23 protein-coding genes are annotated in these 17,634 nt (G+C 64.2%); all 23 read left to right on the top strand.

All coding sequences use genetic code 11. The features are described from left to right. On the top strand, positions 1–846 hold an 846-nt coding region (gene dnaB, locus BUE39_RS32615; RefSeq protein ID WP_073432789.1), incomplete at its 5' end, for a replicative DNA helicase. Between the two features lie 3 nt (positions 847–849). Continuing rightward, on the top strand, positions 850–1,908 hold the full coding sequence (locus tag BUE39_RS32610; RefSeq protein ID WP_200799536.1) for a helix-turn-helix domain-containing protein: 1,059 nt from the start codon (positions 850–852) through the stop codon (positions 1,906–1,908). Positions 1,909–1,925: 17 nt separating this feature from the next. Then, the gene (locus BUE39_RS32605) at positions 1,926–2,333 is read left to right on the top strand and encodes a hypothetical protein (RefSeq protein ID WP_073432782.1); all 408 of its coding nucleotides are present in this window, start codon (positions 1,926–1,928) and stop codon (positions 2,331–2,333) included. A 310-nt stretch (positions 2,334–2,643) separates the two neighbouring features. Continuing rightward, positions 2,644–3,207: a helix-turn-helix domain-containing protein gene (locus BUE39_RS34660; RefSeq protein ID WP_176035769.1), complete on the top strand. Its 564-nt coding sequence runs from the start codon at positions 2,644–2,646 to the stop codon at positions 3,205–3,207. After that, positions 3,089–5,140, top strand: coding sequence for a phage terminase large subunit family protein (locus BUE39_RS32600; protein WP_318268151.1), 2,052 nt, complete (start codon positions 3,089–3,091; stop codon positions 5,138–5,140). Before BUE39_RS34660 ends, BUE39_RS32600 begins: the two co-directional genes overlap by 119 nt. A gap of 22 nt (positions 5,141–5,162) precedes the next feature. Continuing rightward, complete coding sequence (locus BUE39_RS32595; RefSeq protein WP_073429762.1) at positions 5,163–5,369, top strand: phage head-tail joining protein; 207 nt, start codon at positions 5,163–5,165, stop codon at positions 5,367–5,369. Further along, on the top strand, positions 5,366–6,877 hold the full coding sequence (locus BUE39_RS32590) for a phage portal protein (RefSeq protein ID WP_073432778.1): 1,512 nt from the start codon (positions 5,366–5,368) through the stop codon (positions 6,875–6,877). The genes BUE39_RS32595 and BUE39_RS32590 overlap by 4 nt, the downstream gene beginning before the upstream one ends. Next, positions 6,878–8,047, top strand: coding sequence for a head maturation protease, ClpP-related (locus BUE39_RS32585; RefSeq protein ID WP_073432776.1), 1,170 nt, complete (start codon positions 6,878–6,880; stop codon positions 8,045–8,047). It begins immediately after the preceding gene. 42 nt (positions 8,048–8,089) lie between these two features. Continuing rightward, the gene (locus BUE39_RS32580) at positions 8,090–8,431 is read left to right on the top strand and encodes a head decoration protein (protein WP_073432774.1); all 342 of its coding nucleotides are present in this window, start codon (positions 8,090–8,092) and stop codon (positions 8,429–8,431) included. A 75-nt stretch (positions 8,432–8,506) separates the two neighbouring features. Beyond that, the gene (locus BUE39_RS32575) at positions 8,507–9,505 is read left to right on the top strand and encodes a major capsid protein (RefSeq protein WP_073432268.1); all 999 of its coding nucleotides are present in this window, start codon (positions 8,507–8,509) and stop codon (positions 9,503–9,505) included. Positions 9,506–9,515: 10 nt separating this feature from the next. Continuing rightward, positions 9,516–9,812, top strand: a complete 297-nt coding sequence (locus tag BUE39_RS32570; protein ID WP_073432772.1) for a head-tail joining protein — start codon at positions 9,516–9,518, stop codon at positions 9,810–9,812. Between the two features lie 27 nt (positions 9,813–9,839). Then, a complete protein-coding gene (locus BUE39_RS32565; RefSeq protein WP_073432771.1) occupies positions 9,840–10,379 on the top strand; it encodes a phage tail protein in 540 nt (179 codons plus the stop codon). Continuing rightward, entirely contained in the window at positions 10,369–10,896 is a 528-nt protein-coding gene (locus BUE39_RS32560) for a hypothetical protein (protein ID WP_073432785.1), read from the top strand. Before BUE39_RS32565 ends, BUE39_RS32560 begins: the two co-directional genes overlap by 11 nt. A gap of 4 nt (positions 10,897–10,900) precedes the next feature. Further along, positions 10,901–11,584, top strand: coding sequence for a phage baseplate assembly protein V (locus tag BUE39_RS32555; RefSeq protein WP_073432769.1), 684 nt, complete (start codon positions 10,901–10,903; stop codon positions 11,582–11,584). A gap of 74 nt (positions 11,585–11,658) precedes the next feature. After that, positions 11,659–11,877, top strand: coding sequence for a hypothetical protein (locus tag BUE39_RS32550; RefSeq protein WP_073432767.1), 219 nt, complete (start codon positions 11,659–11,661; stop codon positions 11,875–11,877). A gap of 2 nt (positions 11,878–11,879) precedes the next feature. After that, positions 11,880–12,224 carry a GPW/gp25 family protein gene (locus BUE39_RS32545; protein WP_073432765.1) on the top strand — a complete coding sequence of 115 codons (345 nt, stop codon included), beginning with the start codon at positions 11,880–11,882 and terminating at the stop codon, positions 12,222–12,224. After that, the gene (locus BUE39_RS32540) at positions 12,221–13,114 is read left to right on the top strand and encodes a baseplate assembly protein (RefSeq protein ID WP_073432763.1); all 894 of its coding nucleotides are present in this window, start codon (positions 12,221–12,223) and stop codon (positions 13,112–13,114) included. The genes BUE39_RS32545 and BUE39_RS32540 overlap by 4 nt, the downstream gene beginning before the upstream one ends. After that, positions 13,107–13,670: a phage tail protein I gene (locus BUE39_RS32535; RefSeq protein WP_073432761.1), complete on the top strand. Its 564-nt coding sequence runs from the start codon at positions 13,107–13,109 to the stop codon at positions 13,668–13,670. Before BUE39_RS32540 ends, BUE39_RS32535 begins: the two co-directional genes overlap by 8 nt. Then, positions 13,670–14,737, top strand: a complete 1,068-nt coding sequence (locus BUE39_RS32530; protein WP_143031925.1) for a gp53-like domain-containing protein — start codon at positions 13,670–13,672, stop codon at positions 14,735–14,737. Before BUE39_RS32535 ends, BUE39_RS32530 begins: the two co-directional genes overlap by 1 nt. Positions 14,738–14,745: 8 nt before the next feature. Beyond that, positions 14,746–15,180: a phage tail assembly chaperone gene (locus tag BUE39_RS32525; RefSeq protein WP_073432757.1), complete on the top strand. Its 435-nt coding sequence runs from the start codon at positions 14,746–14,748 to the stop codon at positions 15,178–15,180. Positions 15,181–15,323: 143 nt separating this feature from the next. Continuing rightward, a complete protein-coding gene (locus tag BUE39_RS32520; RefSeq protein WP_073432755.1) occupies positions 15,324–16,505 on the top strand; it encodes a phage tail sheath subtilisin-like domain-containing protein in 1,182 nt (393 codons plus the stop codon). Positions 16,506–16,539: 34 nt separating this feature from the next. Then, positions 16,540–17,043, top strand: coding sequence for a phage major tail tube protein (locus BUE39_RS32515; RefSeq protein ID WP_073432753.1), 504 nt, complete (start codon positions 16,540–16,542; stop codon positions 17,041–17,043). A gap of 2 nt (positions 17,044–17,045) precedes the next feature. After that, the gene (locus tag BUE39_RS32510; RefSeq protein WP_235005016.1) at positions 17,046–17,471 is read left to right on the top strand and encodes a phage tail assembly protein; all 426 of its coding nucleotides are present in this window, start codon (positions 17,046–17,048) and stop codon (positions 17,469–17,471) included. Positions 17,472–17,634 lie beyond the last annotated feature (163 nt).

Raw genomic sequence — 17,634 nt, 5'->3', positions numbered from 1 at the left:
GAAAGGATCGACGAGCTTTTCCACAGGGAAAACAAGGGTGGCGTGACCGGCACGCCGACGGGCTTTGTCGATCTCGACAGCCGGCTCGACGGCATGCACGAAGGCGAGCTCATCATCGTGGGCGGCCGGCCCTCAATGGGTAAAACGTCCTTCGCCATGAACATCGGCGAATACGTGGCGATGCAGCTCGGTCTCCCCGTTGCGGTCGTATCGATGGAAATGCCCGCCGAGCAGCTTGCGATGCGCATGCTCGCGTCGACGGCCCGCGTCAATCAGCACCGCCTGCGCACCGGCACGCTCGAGGACGACGACTGGCCGCGCATCACGCACGGTGTGCAACTGATGGCAGACGCGCAGATCCACGTGCTCGAGGGCGCCTCGCTGACGCCTTCAACGCTCAAGGGCCGGCTGCGCAGGCTGCACCGCGAGTGCGGCCGGCTTGGCGTTGTAGTCGTCGACTATCTGCAACTGATGTCGGGCGATGGCGGCAATTCGGACATGCGCGCGGCCGAGGTGAGCGAGATATCGCGCTCGCTCAAGCAGATCGCAACGGAACTGCGTGTGCCTGTCGTCGCGCTGTCGCAGCTGAATCGCGGCCTTGAGCAACGCCCAAACAAACGTCCTGTCATGTCCGATCTGCGCGAGTCCGGCGCAATCGAACAGGACGCCGACGTCATCCTGTTTATCTACCGCGACGAAGTCTACAACCCTGACAGCGCCGATCGCGGCACTGCGGAAATCATCATCGCGAAGCAGCGCAACGGGCCGATCGGCACCGTGCGACTTGCATTCCAGAACGCAATAACCCGGTTCGAAAACTTTGCCGACCCGGGTTCAGGATATTGATCTATGACCACCGTGTCCCCTTTCTTCACCTGGCGCCGTGCGATGACGAGCAGTGAACTGCCGTCGACCACCAAGTTGGTGCTGTTCGTGATCGCCGAGTACACCAATGCGATGGACGACACCTGCTGGCCGTCTGTCGAAACGATCGCCGAGAAGGCGAGCCTCTCGGAGCGTTGCGTCAGCAATCACCTCGACGTCGCGGAGCGCAATGGATGGCTGACGCGCTGGAAGTCGCGCAGGCCGGCGCGTCGCTGGGCGCATGCGCACTATCGGCTGTCGATCCCGGCGGACGTCGCGCGCCGTCAGCGTGATGCCATCGATTTCGATCTCGCGGACGATGCTGTGATGTTGGGCAATCCGGAATCACGTTCAGGTAACCCTGTGGAGTTGGATGAACGTGGTTCCGAAGTTGCACAGGAATCGGGCAATCCGGAACGATATTCCGGTAACCCTGCGGAACTGGCTGAACGTGGTTCCGAAGTGCCGGGCGCGGAGCCCTTGCCGGCGGTGAATCCGGAAAGTTACCGGAACCACGTTCCTACTAATAAACCAGTAAACAGAAATACAAGTAAACCCTCTCTATCTCAACCCTTAGCGGTTAACGAAGGTAAGGGCGTTCAGAGAGAAAAACCGGACGAAGGTGCGATGTCGCTCGCGCGCTGGATGCTCGAGCGCATCCGGGCACGTCTGCATGACTTTGCATTGCCCGACCTTGTCGAGTGGGCGCGAGAAGTCGAGGCGATGCAGGCAGTAGACGGTCGTGACATGCAGGACATCGCGCGGCTGTTTGCGTGGGCGGACCGTGACAGGTTCTGGGCGAAGGTCATCACATCGCCTGCGCGTTTGCGAAAGAACTGGGAGGAGTTGCGCCGTCGTCGCAATGACGCGCTGACGGCCAAGGCCGCCAATGCGGCGTCGCAACCCGCGAGTGCGGCTGACGATCGGGTCTGTGCTCACGTCGGGAACGGCTGCCGCTGCACTCATGCCGCCACGACCATCATCGGCGCCGGCTCAACGCGGCGCGGCTATTGCCGGCAGCACATCGGCCTTTACGAAGATTGACCTGGGGAAAAAGACGCATGAATCTCGAAGAACGTTTGATCAACTGGGCGCGTGCTCAGAGTTGCGGTGGTGGGGATGGTGGGCGTGATTCGCTCGTCGCGAGCATCTACTTTCCGGGCGTGTCCGGGCGCAGCGTCAGTTCGACGCTTGATCTTGCGGATGCAAACCGCGTTGAGGTGGCGATGCGCACGCTCATGCCACTGGACCGCAGACTGTTGCAGATGCACTACGTGTGGCATAAGCCGCCGTTCGTCATCTGCCGGCGGCTTGGTCTGAAGGTACGGCCGGCGACAGTGTTCGACTTAGCGCTCGCACATGCACGCCGATCTCTCGGCGAAAAGCTTCTCGAGCCGAAACGCGAGTTCGTGTCGATGCAGTCGATTATCGATCGGTTGCAGTCCGAACCTCTTGCGGAAACGAAATAGGTCGTCTAAACTCCGCTCCACAATCTGATCCGGTTTCTACCGAGTGCGCGCGGCCTTTGCCGGGCTGCACTACGTCGATAGAAAGCGACTTCAGTAGGTAGCAGGTCAAGCAAGCCCTGAGCGCGCAAGCGTCAGGGCTTTTTTGCGTTTGACCGTTGGTTTCTAACGACTCGCGTGCCATTGCCCGTGCCGGCCCGATCTTGCGGATGCTGCGCAAAAAATGCGCAGGGGACCCTATAGGCCTCAGGCACACGGGGGCTCGCACCCGCGTTTTTTCTCTACTGGTGATTCTCCAAGGGGGGTCATATTCATGCCAACCCAACAGCAGATCGCTGATCACCTGGATCTCGACCAGTCGGCCGTTTCGCGCCTCGTCGACAAGCTCGGCATCGACTACCGGCAGACGTCGATCGACGACATCCGCGTCGAGTACATCCGGCATCTTCGCGGAATCGCGGCCGGCCGCGTTGGCGACGGTGGATACGACCTTGCCACCGAGCGCGCAATGACCGAGCGTGTCGAGCGCGAGATCAAGATTCTCACGCTCGCGGAGAAGAAGGGGCAGCTTGTCAACGCCGAGCAACTGGAACGCGCCTATGGCCAGATGGTCGGCGCCTTCCAGTCGGACCTGCTGTCGCTGCCGGACAAGATCGCGCAGGAAATGCGCACGCTCTATGGGGTCGACGTCGATGTCGAGTTGTTGAATGAACATGTCAATGGATGTCTCGAGCAGCTGGCTGGATACGACCCAGACCGTGCGCGCAGTGATCCGGCGGCTGGCGAGGCTGCTGACGCCGGCCGAGAAGATCGGGACGACGGACTGGGCGAGGCGCTATCGCCGTCTGAGCGCGAAGGCAGCAGCGAGCCCGGGTAAATACAACCCGGACATCACGCCGTGGGTGCACGGCATGCACGCCGCACTCGACGATCCGCGCGTGCAGAAGGTCGTATGCATGAAGTCGGCGCAGGTGGCGTGGACGGACGGTGTTCTGCTGAACTACGTCGGGCGGCGTATCGACATCGATCCATGCCCGATGATCATCATGTTCGCCAAGGAGAAGTCGGCGAAGAAATTCAACCTCGAGAAGTTCGAGCCGATGGTCGAGGTGACGCCGCGCCTGTCCGCGAAACTGCCCGTGCATGCGGGTCGCGACAAGAACAACCTGTGGGATCACAAGACGTTCGCCCGCGGCTTTCTCAAGTTCATCACGTCGAACGCACCGGATGATGTGAAGTCGACACCGGCGCCCGTGGTGGCAGTGGAAGAGCCGGACGATGCGAACCAGAACGTTCGTGAGCAGGGCGATTCGATCACGCTGCTCGAGGAGCGCAACAAGAGCTACTCCGACAGCCGCCGCAAGGTGATCTTTGGCGGCACGCCGACGATCGACGGTTTCTCGCGGATCGCGCAGGCTTATGAGTCGTCGGACCAGCGCCGGTATCTGGTGCCGTGTCCCGATTGCGGCGAAGAGCATGAACTGGCGTGGGATAACGTCACGTGGTCCGAGAGTGCAGAGAAACCGCACGAGGTGTTCGGACTGGCAACGCCCGAGTCCGCGCGTTACGCGTGCCCGTTCTGCGGCAGTCTGTGGGACGACACCGCGCGCTTTCGTGCGGTGCGGCGCGGCCGGTGGGTCGCGACCGCCGCGTTTCACGGCGTTGCTGGCTTCCGTCTGAACGAGCTCGTGTCGCCGTTTCCTGGCTCGCGCCTCGCGGAGCTTGTGAAGAAGCGGCTCGTCGCGGAAAAAGCGCTGCGCGCGGGCGACGACACGAAGATGCGCTCGTTCGTCAACAACACCGAGGGGCGCCCGTACCGATACGAGAGCGACATTCCGGAGATCGATCTGCTCGCCGAGCGTGCGCTCGACTATGACGTCTTCACCGTGCCGGCCGGCGCACTGGTACTCACCGCCGGCATCGACGTGCAGCACGACCGGATCGCCATTGTGCTGCGCGCGTGGGGCCGTGGCGAAGAGAGCTGGCTGGTGCTGTGGGACGAAATCTACGGCAACGTGCTCGAGCAGGGCACCGATCCGATGGTCGGTGGCGTGTGGGGCGCCCTGACCGATCTGCTCACGCAGGGCTACCGGCATGCGAACGGGTGGGTGCTGCGTGTGAAGGCGGCATCAATCGATTCTTCGGATGGCTCGACGTCTGATGCCGTGTACCGCTATGTGCGTGTCGCACAGAAGCGCGGCATCAACATCATGGCGATCAAGGGCGCAAAGCAGATCGATGCGGAAATATTCAGCGTGCCGAAGGCGCCCGTCGACTCGGTGCGCAACAACAGCAAGGCGGCGAAGTACGGGTTGCGCCCCTATATGGTCGGTGTGAGCAAGGCCAAGGATCTGATTCTCGATAACCGGCTCAAGCTCGAAGATGACGGCGCCGGCCGCATGCACTGGTACAGGGGCGTGCGTGCCGACTATCTGCAGCAGCTCACCGCCGAAGTGAAGGTGCCGGGGCGTACCGGCAGCAAACGCATCTGGCAGAAGAAGGCCGGTGCGCGCAATGAGGCGCTCGACTGCGAGGTGTACGCATTGCATGCGGCGCGCAGCATCAAGACGCACCTGATGACCGAGGCGCACTGGATGATCGAACAGCAGCGCCTGTCGCAGGTCTCGCTGTTCGACACGGTGCCGGTTGCCACCGGCCTGCCGGCAGTCGCGGATATCGGGCCGCCGGATCCGCCGCCGATAGCAGCTGCCAGCAACACCAGCAACACACCCGAAACCCCGCCGCCGAGCGGGGTTTCGCGCATTCAGGGCCGGCGTACCGCGCGGTCAACGTATCTGAAGCGCCGGTAGCAGCACATCACAGGAGCACGGTATGGCCTATACAGCGGCGGATCTCGCCCGCATCCAGTCCGCGATCGCCAAGGGCGAGCTCGAGGTCCAGTACGCGGACCGCAAGGTCCGCTACCGGTCGATCGCGGAACTGCGTGAAGCGCAGACCGAGATTGTGCGCGCGCTCGATCGGGCGAATCCGCGCTCGCGCGTGTTCCGGCTGCGGCACGGCGGCAAGGGGGTGCGATGAAGCCTTCCTATCCGTCACTCGCGAAGCGCGGTTTCGTGATGCCGACCCGGCTGAAAGCGGCGGCGTATGAAGCCGCAAGTTCCGCTGGCGCACGCGCCCGGTCGTGGCAGACCTCGGGCGCCGGACCGAATGCGGCGGCGGTACAGAACCTGCCGCTGATTCGCAGCCGCGCGCGCGATGCGATCCGCAATGACCCGTGGGCGAAGACCGCGATCGCGCGGCTGGTGTCGAACACCATCGGCACGGGCATCCAGCCGCATCCGCAGCACCCGGACCCGGTTATCCGGCGACAGCAGAAGCAGCTCTGGGACGACTGGGTCGGCGAATCCGACGCGGACGGCCTGCTCGATTTTTACGGGCAGCAGACGCTCGCGGCGCGTGCGTTCTTTGGTGACGGCGAGGTGCTGGTGCGCCGGCGCATGCGCCACCCCGACGACGGGCTTTCCGTACCGCTGCAGCTTCAGGTGCTCGAAGGCGATCTGCTGCCGGTCGAAAAGAACGAACTGCGGCCGGATGGTGGCGAGATCATCAACGGCGTCGAATACGACGCGGATGACCGACGGGTTGCCTATCACCTGCTGCGTCGCCATCCCGGCGAATACAACCGGATGACGGGCGGTGGTCTCGTGACCGTGCCGGTATCTGCGGATGACATTGCACACGTGTTTCAGCCGTTGCGCGCGGGGCAGGTGCGCGGCGTGCCCGAACTGTCGACGGTGCTGCTGCGGTTGCACTCGCTCGACAACTTCGACGACGCGGTGCTGTTCCGGCAGGAAATCAGCAACCTGTTCGCGGGCTTTCTCGTCAAGCCAAACGCGGAGCCGGGCCTCCTGGGTGATCCGGTGACGGGCGAGGGGCTGGTTTTCGACTCGGACGGTTTCTCGCCGGTCGTGTCACTGGAACCCGGCACCGTGCAGGAACTGGCGCCTGGCGAAGACATGCGCTTTGCAACACCGCCCGGCGCCGGAGCCGATTACGGCCCGTTCATGCGTCAGCAGCTGATGGCCGCCGCCGCATCGGTCGGCATGCCGTACGAGATTCTCACCGGCGATCTGCGTGAGGTGGGCGATCGCGTGCTGCGTGTGCTGCTCAACGAGTTCCGCCGCGCGATCGAGCAGCTGCAGTGGAACGTCTTCATTCACCAGTATTGCCGCCGCGCGTGGGCGTGGTGGGTCGATGCCTGCGCACTGTCGGGCGCGATGCCGATGCCGGACTTCCATCGCACACGGCGTGAATACCTGCGTGTGCGCTGGGTGCCGCAGGGCTGGCCGTACATCCACCCGGTGCAGGACGTGAACGCGCAGAAGCTGGCGATCCGTTCCGGGCTGACGAGCCGCTCGGCGTCGATCCTCAAACAGGGCGAAGACCCGGAACAGGTCGATGGCGAAAACGCCGCCGACAACGCGCGGGCCGATGCGCTCGGCCTGCGTTACGACACCGATCCCCGCTCGCGCGACATCGCGGGCGACGGGGTGCCCGATACGCACATTCAAAGGCAGGAACCGTAGATGAAAAACCGCAAGTGGTGGGACATCAGGGCGATGACGAACGCGCAGGGCGCGGCCGTCGCCGAGATCCGGATCTATGACGAGATCGGATTCTGGGGCACCGATGCAAAAACGTTCATCGCGCAACTCGATGCTGCGGCCGCCAGCGCGACGGAGGTCATCGTCGCCGTGAATTCGCCAGGCGGCGATGTCTTCGATGCATTCGCGATCTACAACGCGCTGCGACGCTATGCCGGCAAGGTCACCGCGCGCGTCGATGGTGTGGCCGCGTCTGCAGCCGGACTGGTCGTGATGGCGGGCGACCAGGTGGTGATGCCTGAGAACGCGATGCTGATGATTCACAACCCGTGGACGATCGCGCTCGGTTCGGCGGCAGATCTGCGCAGCACGGCCGACATGATGGACAAGGCCCGCGACGGGATTCTCGCGGCGTACCGGCGCAAGAGCGGCCAGACGGACGAGGCGCTGACCGCGATGATGGATGCGGAGACGTGGCTCACGGCGCTTGAAGCGCAGTCGCTTGGCTTTTGCGATGTGATCGAGGAGCCGGTGCGATTGGCTGCGTCGACGAACGCGGCGGGCCTGCTTGCCCGTTTCAGGAACCCGCCGGAGCCGGTGCAGGCGCTGGTCGAGGCAGAGGGTGATGCGTCGTCGCCGCCCGCTGACCCGCCGTCCAATGACCCACCGGTCAATGATCCGCCGCCGCCGATTCCCCCCGAGCCCGCCGCGCCGGGCTTGAATCCTCTGCCGGCAGAAAACCCGCCTGCGCCCGCGCCACAGGATCCGGGCCCGGTTGCGGTGCGGGAAGAGCCGGGCGTGCTGGCCGCGCACGTGTTCAACGCCTGCCGCGCGGCGAACCTGTCCATGTGCGCGGAAAGCATCGTCACGCTCACGGCCTTGAAGGACCGCGCCACCATCGACGCGGCGATCCGGAACGCGACCGACATTGCCGGCCTGTGCCTCGCGGCGAAGCTGCCGGAACTCACCGCGCAGTTCGTGGGCGATGGGTTGAATCCCGACCAGGTGCGCGCGCGACTGTTCGACCGTGTCACGCAGTCCCAGCCGCGTGTGAATAACCGGCAGCAGCCGGCCCCGAACGATGCAGGCCGATCCTCCACGGGTCCGAAAGCATCGTCCATCTACGCCGCCCGTCAGGGCGCCACAAAGTGACTTTGATAACGGCGCTATTGAGGCGCAGAAAGGAGCAGACGTATGACCATCAAGACCCAGGGCACGCTGACCGGTGAGTTTCTTCTCTCCGAAGGCGAAGGCCAGATCTCGCGTGAGCGCATCGTTGTTGCGAAGGGCGATGCGCTGCCGGCCGGGCAACTGCTCGGCACGCTCGGCACCGGCGAATACGCGCCGTACAACAACACCGCGGCAGATGGTTCGGAAATCGTCACGGCGATCTTGTATGCGCCGCTGCCCGCATCCGGAGATCCGCGTCCCACCGTCGGCATCGTTCGCCTCGCGGAAGTTGCGGAAGCCCGTCTTACGGGCCTCGATGCGGCCGCTCGCAGTGACCTCGCTGCTCACTACGTGATCGTGCGCTAGACCGCGCCATCGTTTCGACCATGTCGCCGTTGCTGAATCGCGATGGCGGCGTCACAGCTATTCAGGAGAGTCTTTATGGCGGATATCGCCCTTTTCAACGACGACGCGTTCTCGCTGTCGTCGCTCAGCGCTGCGATCAACGAGCAGCCATTCGTGCCGAGCCGGCTTGCGGCATTGGGCCTGTTCGAAGAGCAGGGCATCACGACGACGGTGGTCCAGATCGAGAAGGACGGCGACACGCTCGCGCTGGTTCCGGCTGGCATTCGTGGCTCGTCGGCCAGCGTTGTCGTTGGCAGCAAGCGTCAGATGCTGCCGTTCAACACGGTGCACCTGCCGCAACGCGCAACCATCGGCGCCGATGAAATCCAGAACCTGCGCGCGTTCGGCTCGGAGACCGAACTCGAAGCGCTGACGACGGTGGTCAATCGTCGGCTCGGCAAAATGCGCCGGCAGCTCGACGCGACGCACGAATTCCACCGGATCGGTGCGATCAAAGGGCAGATTCTGGATGCGGACGGCAAATCGGTCGTGGTGGATCTGCTCAAGGCATTCGACATCGAGCAGACCGTGATCGACTTCGAGCTCGATAAGGTGGCTGACACCGAGATCCGCACGAAGTGCCAGCTGGTGCTCGACGCGATCGAAGACGCACTCGGCAACATCCCGTTTACCGGCGCGCGCGTGCTGTGCGGCCGGAAATTCTGGAACGCGCTGATCGTACTGAAGACGGTCAAGGAAACGTACCTTGCCACAGCGATGGCAGCGTCGCTGCGCGGCGACACGCGCGACGCGTTCGATATCGGCGGCTGTACCTTCGAGCGCTATCGCGGTCGCGTCGGTGATGTGGGTTATGTGGCTGACGATGAGGCGCATGCGGTGCCGGAGGGCGTGCCGGATCTGTTCATTACGCGTTTTGCCCCAGCCGACTATGTGGAGGCGGTCAACACGACCGGTCTGCCGTATTACGCGAAGCAGGAGTTGATGGACTTCGGCAAGGGCGTCGAGATCGAGGCGCAGTCGAACCCGATTCACCTGTGCACGCGTCCGAAGGCCGTCATCAGGTTGACGGCCTGAGGAGACACGTATGGCGTTCCGTGATCTGGTCGCGGATCTCGACGATGCCGTGATCCGCGATCTGGCCGACGACGACATCACCGTCGACGGGGAGCCGCTGCGCGGCATGTTCGCCGCGCCGTGGCTCGGTCCGGATCTCGGCCGGCAGCGCACGCAGCTCGAGCATCCGCAGGTGAGCGTGCGCGAGGCGGACGCCGTCGCGATCCGCGAGGGCAGCATGGTGACGGTCGGCGTCGATGACTACGTCGTGTTCGAACTGCAACCCGACGGCACGGGGTGGACCGTGCTGCTGTTAAGACCCCGTTGATGAGATTCCGTTATTGAGGCCCTGCTGATGGATGCACTGAAGGTCGAGATCGATATCAGGGAAGTGACCGCCGCGCTGCAGGGGCTGTCGCCGTCCGCCATGCAGGCAGCGTGGCGTCGCACGCTGCGCAAGACCGCAGCGTGGATCAAAAGCCAGACCGGCAAGGAAGTGTCCCGCGGCACGCAGATCCCGCAGAAGGTGATCCGCAGCCGGCTGTACTTCTTCATGCGTTCAGCTGACACCGGCAAGGTGTGGCTGGGGCTGAATCCGGTCGAAGCCCACCGGCTGGGATCCGTACGCGAGACGAAAAAAGGCATGCGGGCGGGCCGGTTCACCTTCGATGGCGCCTGGCGGCAGACGAGGGCGAAGCCGGACGGACCGATCTACCAGCGCACCGGCAAGGCCCGCACGCCGTTCGAGGTTGTGACGGTGAACTGGTCGAAGACCGGCGACCCGGCGTTCCGGCGGGCGGCGCAGATGTGCGAGGCGCGGCTGATGACCATCCTGCGGCAGGAAGTGAACTACGAAATCCAGAAGGTCATTGGAGGACTCCGGCGTGCCCGATAACCTGAAAACGCTGCACGACGCGATGATCGCGGGCCTGCGCGCGGCGCTGCCCGATATCTCGCCGATCGATGCCTATCCGCGCATCGGCCGGAAGATTCCAACGCCCAGCATCGCGCTTGAGCTGTCGGAAATGGAACCGGGACACGATCCCGGTACCGGACAGACGTCGCTGATCGGGCGCTTCCAGGCGCGGGCGATCTGCGATCCGCTTGGGCTGCACGCGGATCTCGCGGTGCGCGAGCTGGCCGCGCGAATCGCGTGTGCCGTGCATGCGCAGACGTGGGGTGTGCCGGTGACACCGGCGAAGCTCGTGCAGATCGGTGACGATCCGTTCAAACCGGAGCTCGACGCGTATCTCGTCTGGCTCGTCGAGTGGACGCATGAGTTTGATCTCGGCGATGTCGCCGCGCCGTTTCCGTCCGCCGGCTCCGCTGTGCTGTGGGGCGTCGATCCGGATACGGGCACCGCGCCGGGCGCAGAGTATCTGGATCCGGCACACGATCCGTCCGAAGGATAGCCACATGAGCGACTACGAGATTGGCGAAATCGATCGCCTGATCGCGAGCATCGTGCAGGCGGGCTATATCGATGATGTGCAGTACGACCCGCCGCGCTGCCGGGTGCGCAACGGTGAGTGGGTCAGTGCGCTGTTGCCGTGGAAGACGTTTGCGGCAGGCCGGGTCAGGACGTGGTGTCCGCCCTCGGTCGGTGAGCAGGCCGTGGTGCTCGCGCCATCGGGCACGCTTGCCGGTGCGTTCGTGCTGGCTGGTTTCTATAGCGACACGCACGGCGGGGCCAACGGCCATGCCGGGAACCTGACGGCGACCGACTGGCCGGACGGTGCGCATGAGCATTACGACCACGACGCACACGAATATGTCCTGTCGGTTCCCGCTGGTGGCCGGATCGTGTTCCGCATCGGCGATACGCAGATGGAACTGACGGCGGACGGCATCACGCAGATGACGCCGAAGCTGCTCGTCGATGCGCCGGATTCAACGTTCACCGGAAACAGCACGACACAGAAGCGGCTGACGTTCCAGGGCGGCATGACCGGCAGCAATTCAGCGGGCGGTCCCGCATCCGAGATCGACGGCGACGCGAGCTTCACCGGCACCGTGAAATCGAAGGGCGTTTCGCTGCCGGATCACATACATATGGTGAAGCAGGAGGGTGCGCCGACGGACCCACCGCTGAAAGAATAGAGTCCGATCCCCCGATCGTTGGGAAAGTTACTTTGGCCTCGCCTTCGCGCGAGGCTTTTTATTGGAGTCCCGAAATGACGAAAGATAACGATATTCCGGTTCCGGCGTCGACCGTCGCCGCAGGCGCGGCGTCCGTCACTTTCCGCGATAAGGTTTTCAGGTCGCGCACCCTGGTGCTGGCCGACGGCCGCACGCTGAGCGTTGACAAAAGCACCGTGACGGCATCGGACCAGGAGCAGCTCGCGCTGCTCGAACGCCATCCCGACTTCGAACGCGTCGCGGACGGAGCCTGACGATGGGCGCGGGTACGGCGCTGGTCGGTATGGACCGGCAGACGGGCAAACCGGTCACCGGCATCGCGCACCTGAAGCAGAGCATCGGCGACATTCTCTCGACCCGCAAGGGCACGCGGCGCGAGCGGCCCGAGTACGGCTCCGACATTCCCCGCATGGTCGATCTGCCGGTCTCGCGCGGCTGGATTTCTTCGGCGCAGGCGGAAGCGGCCCGCGCGATCGGGCGATGGGAGCCGCGCATCAGGGTCTCCCGCGTCACGGTCGCATCGATTGTTGATGGCCGGGTGACGTTCCGTATTCAGGGCGTCTACGAAGGCGACGACGCAGTTTTCGAGGTGACCACGTGACAACCATTGATCTGGGTGCGATCGATCCGCCGGATCTGGTCGACACGCTCGACTTCGAGGATATCTATCAGGAGAAGCTCGAGCACTTTAAAAGCATTTACGCCGGCTGGAGCGCGGCGCTCGAGTCGGATCCGGTGGTGAAGCTGATCGAGCTTGCGGCCTACCGCGAGGTGCGGTTTCGCGCGCGGGTCAATGACGCCGCACGCGCGGTGATGCTGGCTTTCTCGACCGGTGCCGATCTTGAACACCTGGCGGCGCTCCTCGACATCGGGCGGGCGACCATCGATCCCGGCGACGCGGACGCGAATCCGCCAGTCGGGCCGACGCTCGAAGGCGACGACCGGCTGAAGTTGCGCACGCAGATGTCGATCGAGCGCTCGACGGTCGCCGGTCCATCCGGCAGTTACGTCGCGCTGGCAATGAATGCGTCCGCGGACGTGCTGGACGTGAAGGTGGATCGTCCCGAGGCGGGCATCGTCCGCCTGACGCTGCTGTCCGCAGTGGGCGATGGTGTGCCGGACCAGACGCTGATCGACACCGTGACCGCAGCGGTCTCGCCGGAGGACGTCCGGCCGCTGAACGACGAGGTGCTGGTGACAGCCGGCGAGCGCGTCGATTTCGCCGTCGAGGCGGACGTCCACGTCGGCAGCGGTCCGGGCGGTGAAGCCGTTTTCGAGGCGCGTCGCGCAGCACTCGGAAAGGCCATCGCCAGCGCCCGCAAGCTGGGTGCCGGCATGTCGCTGTCCGCGATCTACGGAGCGCTGCACCCGCCCGATTCCGGCGTGATCGATGTCGATCTGCGATCGCCGCCGGCGCACGTTATCTGTACGCCGCGGCAGTTCGCCAACTGCACGTCGATCGTGCTCAACATGAAGGTGGACGATGCGTGATGCACTCTTGCCGGCCAACCAGACCCCGCTCGAAACGGCGCTTGCGATCGTCATGGCGCCGCGCGTCGATCCGGAAATCCTGCGCACGCTGTGGGATGCCGACCGGTGTCCGCTGGCATGGCTGCCGTGGCTCGCGTGGGCACTGGCCGTCGACGGCTGGGAGCTGGCCGAATCGGAGGACGCGAAGCGGGCGCTGATCAAGGGCTCGCTCGCACTGCACCGCCGGAAGGGCACGCCGTGGGCGGTGCGCGAAGTGATCCGCCGGCTCGGCTTCGGCGAGGTCGAGCTGGTCGAAGGGCGACTCGCGCGGCGTCGCGACGGATCGGTCACGCGCAATGGCGATCACGTGCACGGCCGTGCGAACGCGTGGGCGGAATACATCGTGAAGCTTCAGCAGCCGGTCACGCGCGATCAGGCGGACAGCCTGAAGGCCGTGCTCGGGCGCTACGCACCCGCGCGCAGCCTGCTCGCGGTACTCGACTACACGGCGGTGCCGATCCGCCATAACGGCGCCGCCATGCGCAATGGACAATACAACAGAGGGAGTGTGGCCTGATGGCAGACCTTGTGGAAATCGCCCAGTGGGAAGAGGGTGTGTATCAGCTGGAAACGTCGGACCCTGTCATGGGTGGCCCCGATGGAGTCGACAACCGGCAGGCAAAGCAGCTTGCGAACCGAACGCGCTATCTGAGGGCGCAGCAGGAAGCGCACGCGGGCGCAGAGAACCCGCACCCGCAATACGCGACGCTCGTCGCCATGCAGGCCGCGATCGCGGCGCTTGTGAACTCCTCGCCGGCCACGGTCGATACGCTGAAGGAACTGGCTGATGCGCTCGGCGACGATCCCAATTTCGCGACGACGGTGACGAACGCGCTGGCGTTGAAGGCCGCGCTCGACTCGCCGCTTTTCACCGGCACGCCGAGGGGGCCGACGCCGGCGCAGTTCGACAACAGCACGAAGCTTGCGACTACGGCGTTTCTCTGTCAGTCCGGGCTTCAGTACTCGCCACTTCACTCGGGCCAGGCCACCGTCGCGTCGACGACGATGGACAACAGTTACATCGGTTCGCGAGTGGTTTTTAACAACACGGCCAATCAGGTCGCGACGCTTCCGCCGATCGCCGGGTTGCCTAACGGGGCAAGCGTCCATTGCAGCAAGGTCAGTACATCGTCGAGCGGGATCGTCACGATTTCCGCGGCGGGCGCGGACCAGATCGATAGCGGGACAGGGCTGGTGACGAGCGTGGCGCTTAACCCTGGCGAAGACTGCGTGTTTACCGTCCTGTCCGGCGCCTGGGTCATCAGCGGATCGTTCCTGTTCCGCCGCAATGCGTTCTCGCAGTCGCTTGCCAATAACGGCTATGCGAAGCTGCCCAGCGGATTGATTGTCCAGTGGGGCACCAGCACGATTGCAACGCAATCGATGCAGACAGTCACGCTGCCGGTCGCTTACCCCAACGCGTTCATTCTGGCTGCGGGCAACACCGGTACCGTGATCACCCCGAATGCCGCGTCGATCTCACTGGGTTTCCAGGGGAACGGCAGCAAGACCAGTTTCAACGTGATCGCGGGCACCGCGTCTTCCGGTTCAACGGGTATTTCGTGGATCAGCATCGGGTACTGAGGGACATCATGGGACAGAAATTCGCAGCATACGACGCCCAAGGCGCCGTCACCGGCTTTTACGACAGCGTCGACAGTCCGGTGCCGGACTCCGTCACGGCCGTCGGGATCACGGACGCGCTGTGGCAGGAGCTGATCAACGGACAGGGTCAGGGCAAGCGCATTGCGCTCGACGCTGACGGCATGCCGGCGCTATTCGATCCGCTGCCACCGACGCGTGCGCAGCAGGCCGACATGATGCGCGCGAGGCGCGATGGCGCGCTAGCGGCGACCGACTGGCTCGTCGCCCGGCATCAGGACGAAAAGCTGATCGGCGACGGCACGACCCTCACGGCGGAGCAGTTCACGGCGCTGCTCCGGTATCGCCAGGCGCTGCGCGATCTCGCCGGTGCGACCGGCTGGCCGAACGTCGAACTACCAGCCGCACCCGATTTCGTGACGTAAGCGCCGCTCCGGCGCATTGCCGGAGCCCCCGCATTCCATCATCCGAAGCCACCTGCCCAGGCGGCTTTTTATTTGCCTGATTTCTTTGGCTGATTTGTTTGCCTGATTTTTTGGCTGAATTTTCCTGATCCCTGGAGACCTTCATGGGTGCAACCTCGTTTTTCCACGGCGTGACCGTGTCGCTGGTCGACACCGGGCCGCGCACCATCGCCGTGCCGAGCTCGTCGATCGTCGGCATGGTCAACACCTATACGCCCGGCGCGGATCGGGCCGCGCCCAATGTGCCGGTGCAGCTGACAAGCTATCGCGAGGCTGTTGCCGCGTTCGGCGAAGGCAGTGCGATTGCCAAAGCGGCCCGCGCGATCTATGCGCAGAGTACGGCGGTGATTGTCGCCACCGGTGTGGCTGCCGGCGCAGCAGACGGAAATGAGCCCGCAGCGCTCACCTCGGCGATCATCGGTGGCGTCAGTGCCGGCGGTGCACGCACCGGCCTGCAGTCGCTGCTCGACGCGAAGTCGAAATACAACGTGCAGCCGCGCCTGCTGCTCGCCCCCGGCTTCTCGTCGACGCAGGCGGTTGCGACCGCGATGGATTCGCTTGCCGGCAAACTGCGCGCGATCGGCATCATCGACGGACCGAATATCGATGACGAAGCGGCGATCGCCTACGCGCAGAACTTCGGCAGCAAGCGGCTCTATATGGTCGATCCAGGGGCCACGATGTGGGACACGACCGCCAACGCCGACGTCGATGCGCCGGCTTCGTCGTACGCGGCGGGCCTCTTCTGCCAGACCGACGCGAACATCGGTTTCTGGGCGTCGCCGTCGAACAGGGAAATCACTGATATCACCGGCACGAAGCGGCCGATCGAGTTTCTCGACGGCGACGAGACCTGTCGCGCGAACCTGCTCAATAACGCGAACATCGCGACAATCATCCGCGACGGCGGATACCGCCTGTGGGGTAACCGCACGCTCTCGGCCGATGCCAAATGGAAGTTCGTCACGCGCGTGCGCACGCTCGACATCGTGATGGACGCGGTGCTGGCCGGCCACAAGTGGGCGGTCGACCGCGGCATCACGGCCACGTACGTGAAGGACGTCACCGAAGGGCTGCAGGCGTTCATGCGCGATCTGAAGAACAGGGGTGCGCTGATCAACTTCGAGGTGTATGCGGATCCGGAGCTGAACACCGCGACGCAGCTCGAGGACGGCAAGGTGTACTGGAACATCCGCTTCACCGACGTGCCGCCGGCAGAAAACCCCAACTTCCGCTTCGAGGTCACCAACCAGTGGCTGACCGAAGTGCTCGATACCAATCCCTGATGGCAACCCCTGATACCCACCTGAGAGGTGACGCGTGACTCCGGAAACACTTTATAACTTCAACGTGTATAGCGACGGCAAGGGTTTTGCGGGCCGCGCCACGCAGTGCACGCTGCCGAAACTGAAGATCAAGACCGACGACCATCGTGCCGGCGGCATGGATGCGCCGGTCAAGATCGATCTCGGCATGGAGGCGCTCGAGGCCGCGTTCCAGATGTCGACGATGGAGCGCGACGTGCTGAAGTTCTTCGGCCTCGCCGACGCGACCGCATTCAACGGCGTGTTTCGCGGTGCGTTCCGCGACATCAAGGGTGCGACGAAGGCGGTCGCCGCGACGTTTCGCGGGATGCTCTCCGAGGTCGATGGCGGCGACTGGAAGCCGGGCGAGAAGGTCGACGCCAAGTTCACCGTGTCGCTGACCTATTACAAGCTGGAGATCGACGGCGCGGTCGTGCACGAGATCGACGTGCTCGGCATGGTGCGCATCATCAATGGCGTCGACCAGCTCGCTGAGATCCGTAAGGCGATCGGCATGTAACAGTGGATCAGGCGGCAAAAGTTACTTTTGACATCAACGGCGGGCCGCGCGGCTCGCCGTTTCTATTTGAGGCGGGACAGATGGACAGCAATGTGGATAACAACGTGGTCAGTAACGCAATCGATCGCTTCGACAGCGTCACCGTGAAGCTGAACTATCCGGTGGCATTTGACGGCGTCGTGCGCGACACCCTGACGCTGCGGCGCCCGAAGGTGCGCGACATGCGCGCGGCGCAGAAGATCGCCCCCGGCGATGAGGAAGGGCAGGAACTGGCGATTTTTGCCGCGCTCGCGGGCGTGTCGCCGAACGACCTGGAGGGCATGGATCTCGGTGATTATCACCGCGTCCAGGATGCCTACTTTCGCCTCACATCCGCTGGCAAGAATCAGCCAGAAAACGCTCAAGGCGCTGGCAAAGCGGCTGCTTAAGGAGCACGGCGTGCAACCGGCCTCGATCGACGACATGTCGCTCGACGAGGTGATCTGGTGGCTGACGGATTAACGCGTTGATGGGCAAACGGGATGGAGGGAGGTGATGGCAAACGACATCGCACTCGGGATCGTGATCGGTGGTGCCGTGTCGGCGACGTTC

Origin of the sequence: Paraburkholderia terricola (assembly GCF_900142195.1) — a bacterium.
GTDB classification, from domain to species: Bacteria; Pseudomonadota; Gammaproteobacteria; order Burkholderiales; family Burkholderiaceae; genus Paraburkholderia; species Paraburkholderia terricola.
Note: the sequence above shows the minus strand (reverse complement) of the source record. Positions and strands in the feature narration are given on the sequence as shown.

Bases quoted from the DNA above. Each gene is read 5' to 3' on its own strand.
- BUE39_RS32610 (WP_200799536.1), top strand. From the start codon at position 850: ATGACCACCGTGTCCCCTTTCTTCACCTGGCGCCGTGCGATGACGAGC.
- BUE39_RS32605 (WP_073432782.1), top strand. From the start codon at position 1,926: ATGAATCTCGAAGAACGTTTGATCAACTGGGCGCGTGCTCAGAGTTGC.
- BUE39_RS34660 (WP_176035769.1), top strand. From the start codon at position 2,644: ATGCCAACCCAACAGCAGATCGCTGATCACCTGGATCTCGACCAGTCG.
- BUE39_RS32595 (WP_073429762.1), top strand. From the start codon at position 5,163: ATGGCCTATACAGCGGCGGATCTCGCCCGCATCCAGTCCGCGATCGCC.
- BUE39_RS32590 (WP_073432778.1), top strand. From the start codon at position 5,366: ATGAAGCCTTCCTATCCGTCACTCGCGAAGCGCGGTTTCGTGATGCCG.
- BUE39_RS32585 (WP_073432776.1), top strand. From the start codon at position 6,878: ATGAAAAACCGCAAGTGGTGGGACATCAGGGCGATGACGAACGCGCAG.
- BUE39_RS32580 (WP_073432774.1), top strand. From the start codon at position 8,090: ATGACCATCAAGACCCAGGGCACGCTGACCGGTGAGTTTCTTCTCTCC.
- BUE39_RS32575 (WP_073432268.1), top strand. From the start codon at position 8,507: ATGGCGGATATCGCCCTTTTCAACGACGACGCGTTCTCGCTGTCGTCG.
- BUE39_RS32570 (WP_073432772.1), top strand. From the start codon at position 9,516: ATGGCGTTCCGTGATCTGGTCGCGGATCTCGACGATGCCGTGATCCGC.
- BUE39_RS32565 (WP_073432771.1), top strand. From the start codon at position 9,840: ATGGATGCACTGAAGGTCGAGATCGATATCAGGGAAGTGACCGCCGCG.
- BUE39_RS32555 (WP_073432769.1), top strand. From the start codon at position 10,901: ATGAGCGACTACGAGATTGGCGAAATCGATCGCCTGATCGCGAGCATC.
- BUE39_RS32550 (WP_073432767.1), top strand. From the start codon at position 11,659: ATGACGAAAGATAACGATATTCCGGTTCCGGCGTCGACCGTCGCCGCA.
- BUE39_RS32545 (WP_073432765.1), top strand. From the start codon at position 11,880: ATGGGCGCGGGTACGGCGCTGGTCGGTATGGACCGGCAGACGGGCAAA.
- BUE39_RS32535 (WP_073432761.1), top strand. From the start codon at position 13,107: ATGCGTGATGCACTCTTGCCGGCCAACCAGACCCCGCTCGAAACGGCG.
- BUE39_RS32530 (WP_143031925.1), top strand. From the start codon at position 13,670: ATGGCAGACCTTGTGGAAATCGCCCAGTGGGAAGAGGGTGTGTATCAG.
- BUE39_RS32525 (WP_073432757.1), top strand. From the start codon at position 14,746: ATGGGACAGAAATTCGCAGCATACGACGCCCAAGGCGCCGTCACCGGC.
- BUE39_RS32520 (WP_073432755.1), top strand. From the start codon at position 15,324: ATGGGTGCAACCTCGTTTTTCCACGGCGTGACCGTGTCGCTGGTCGAC.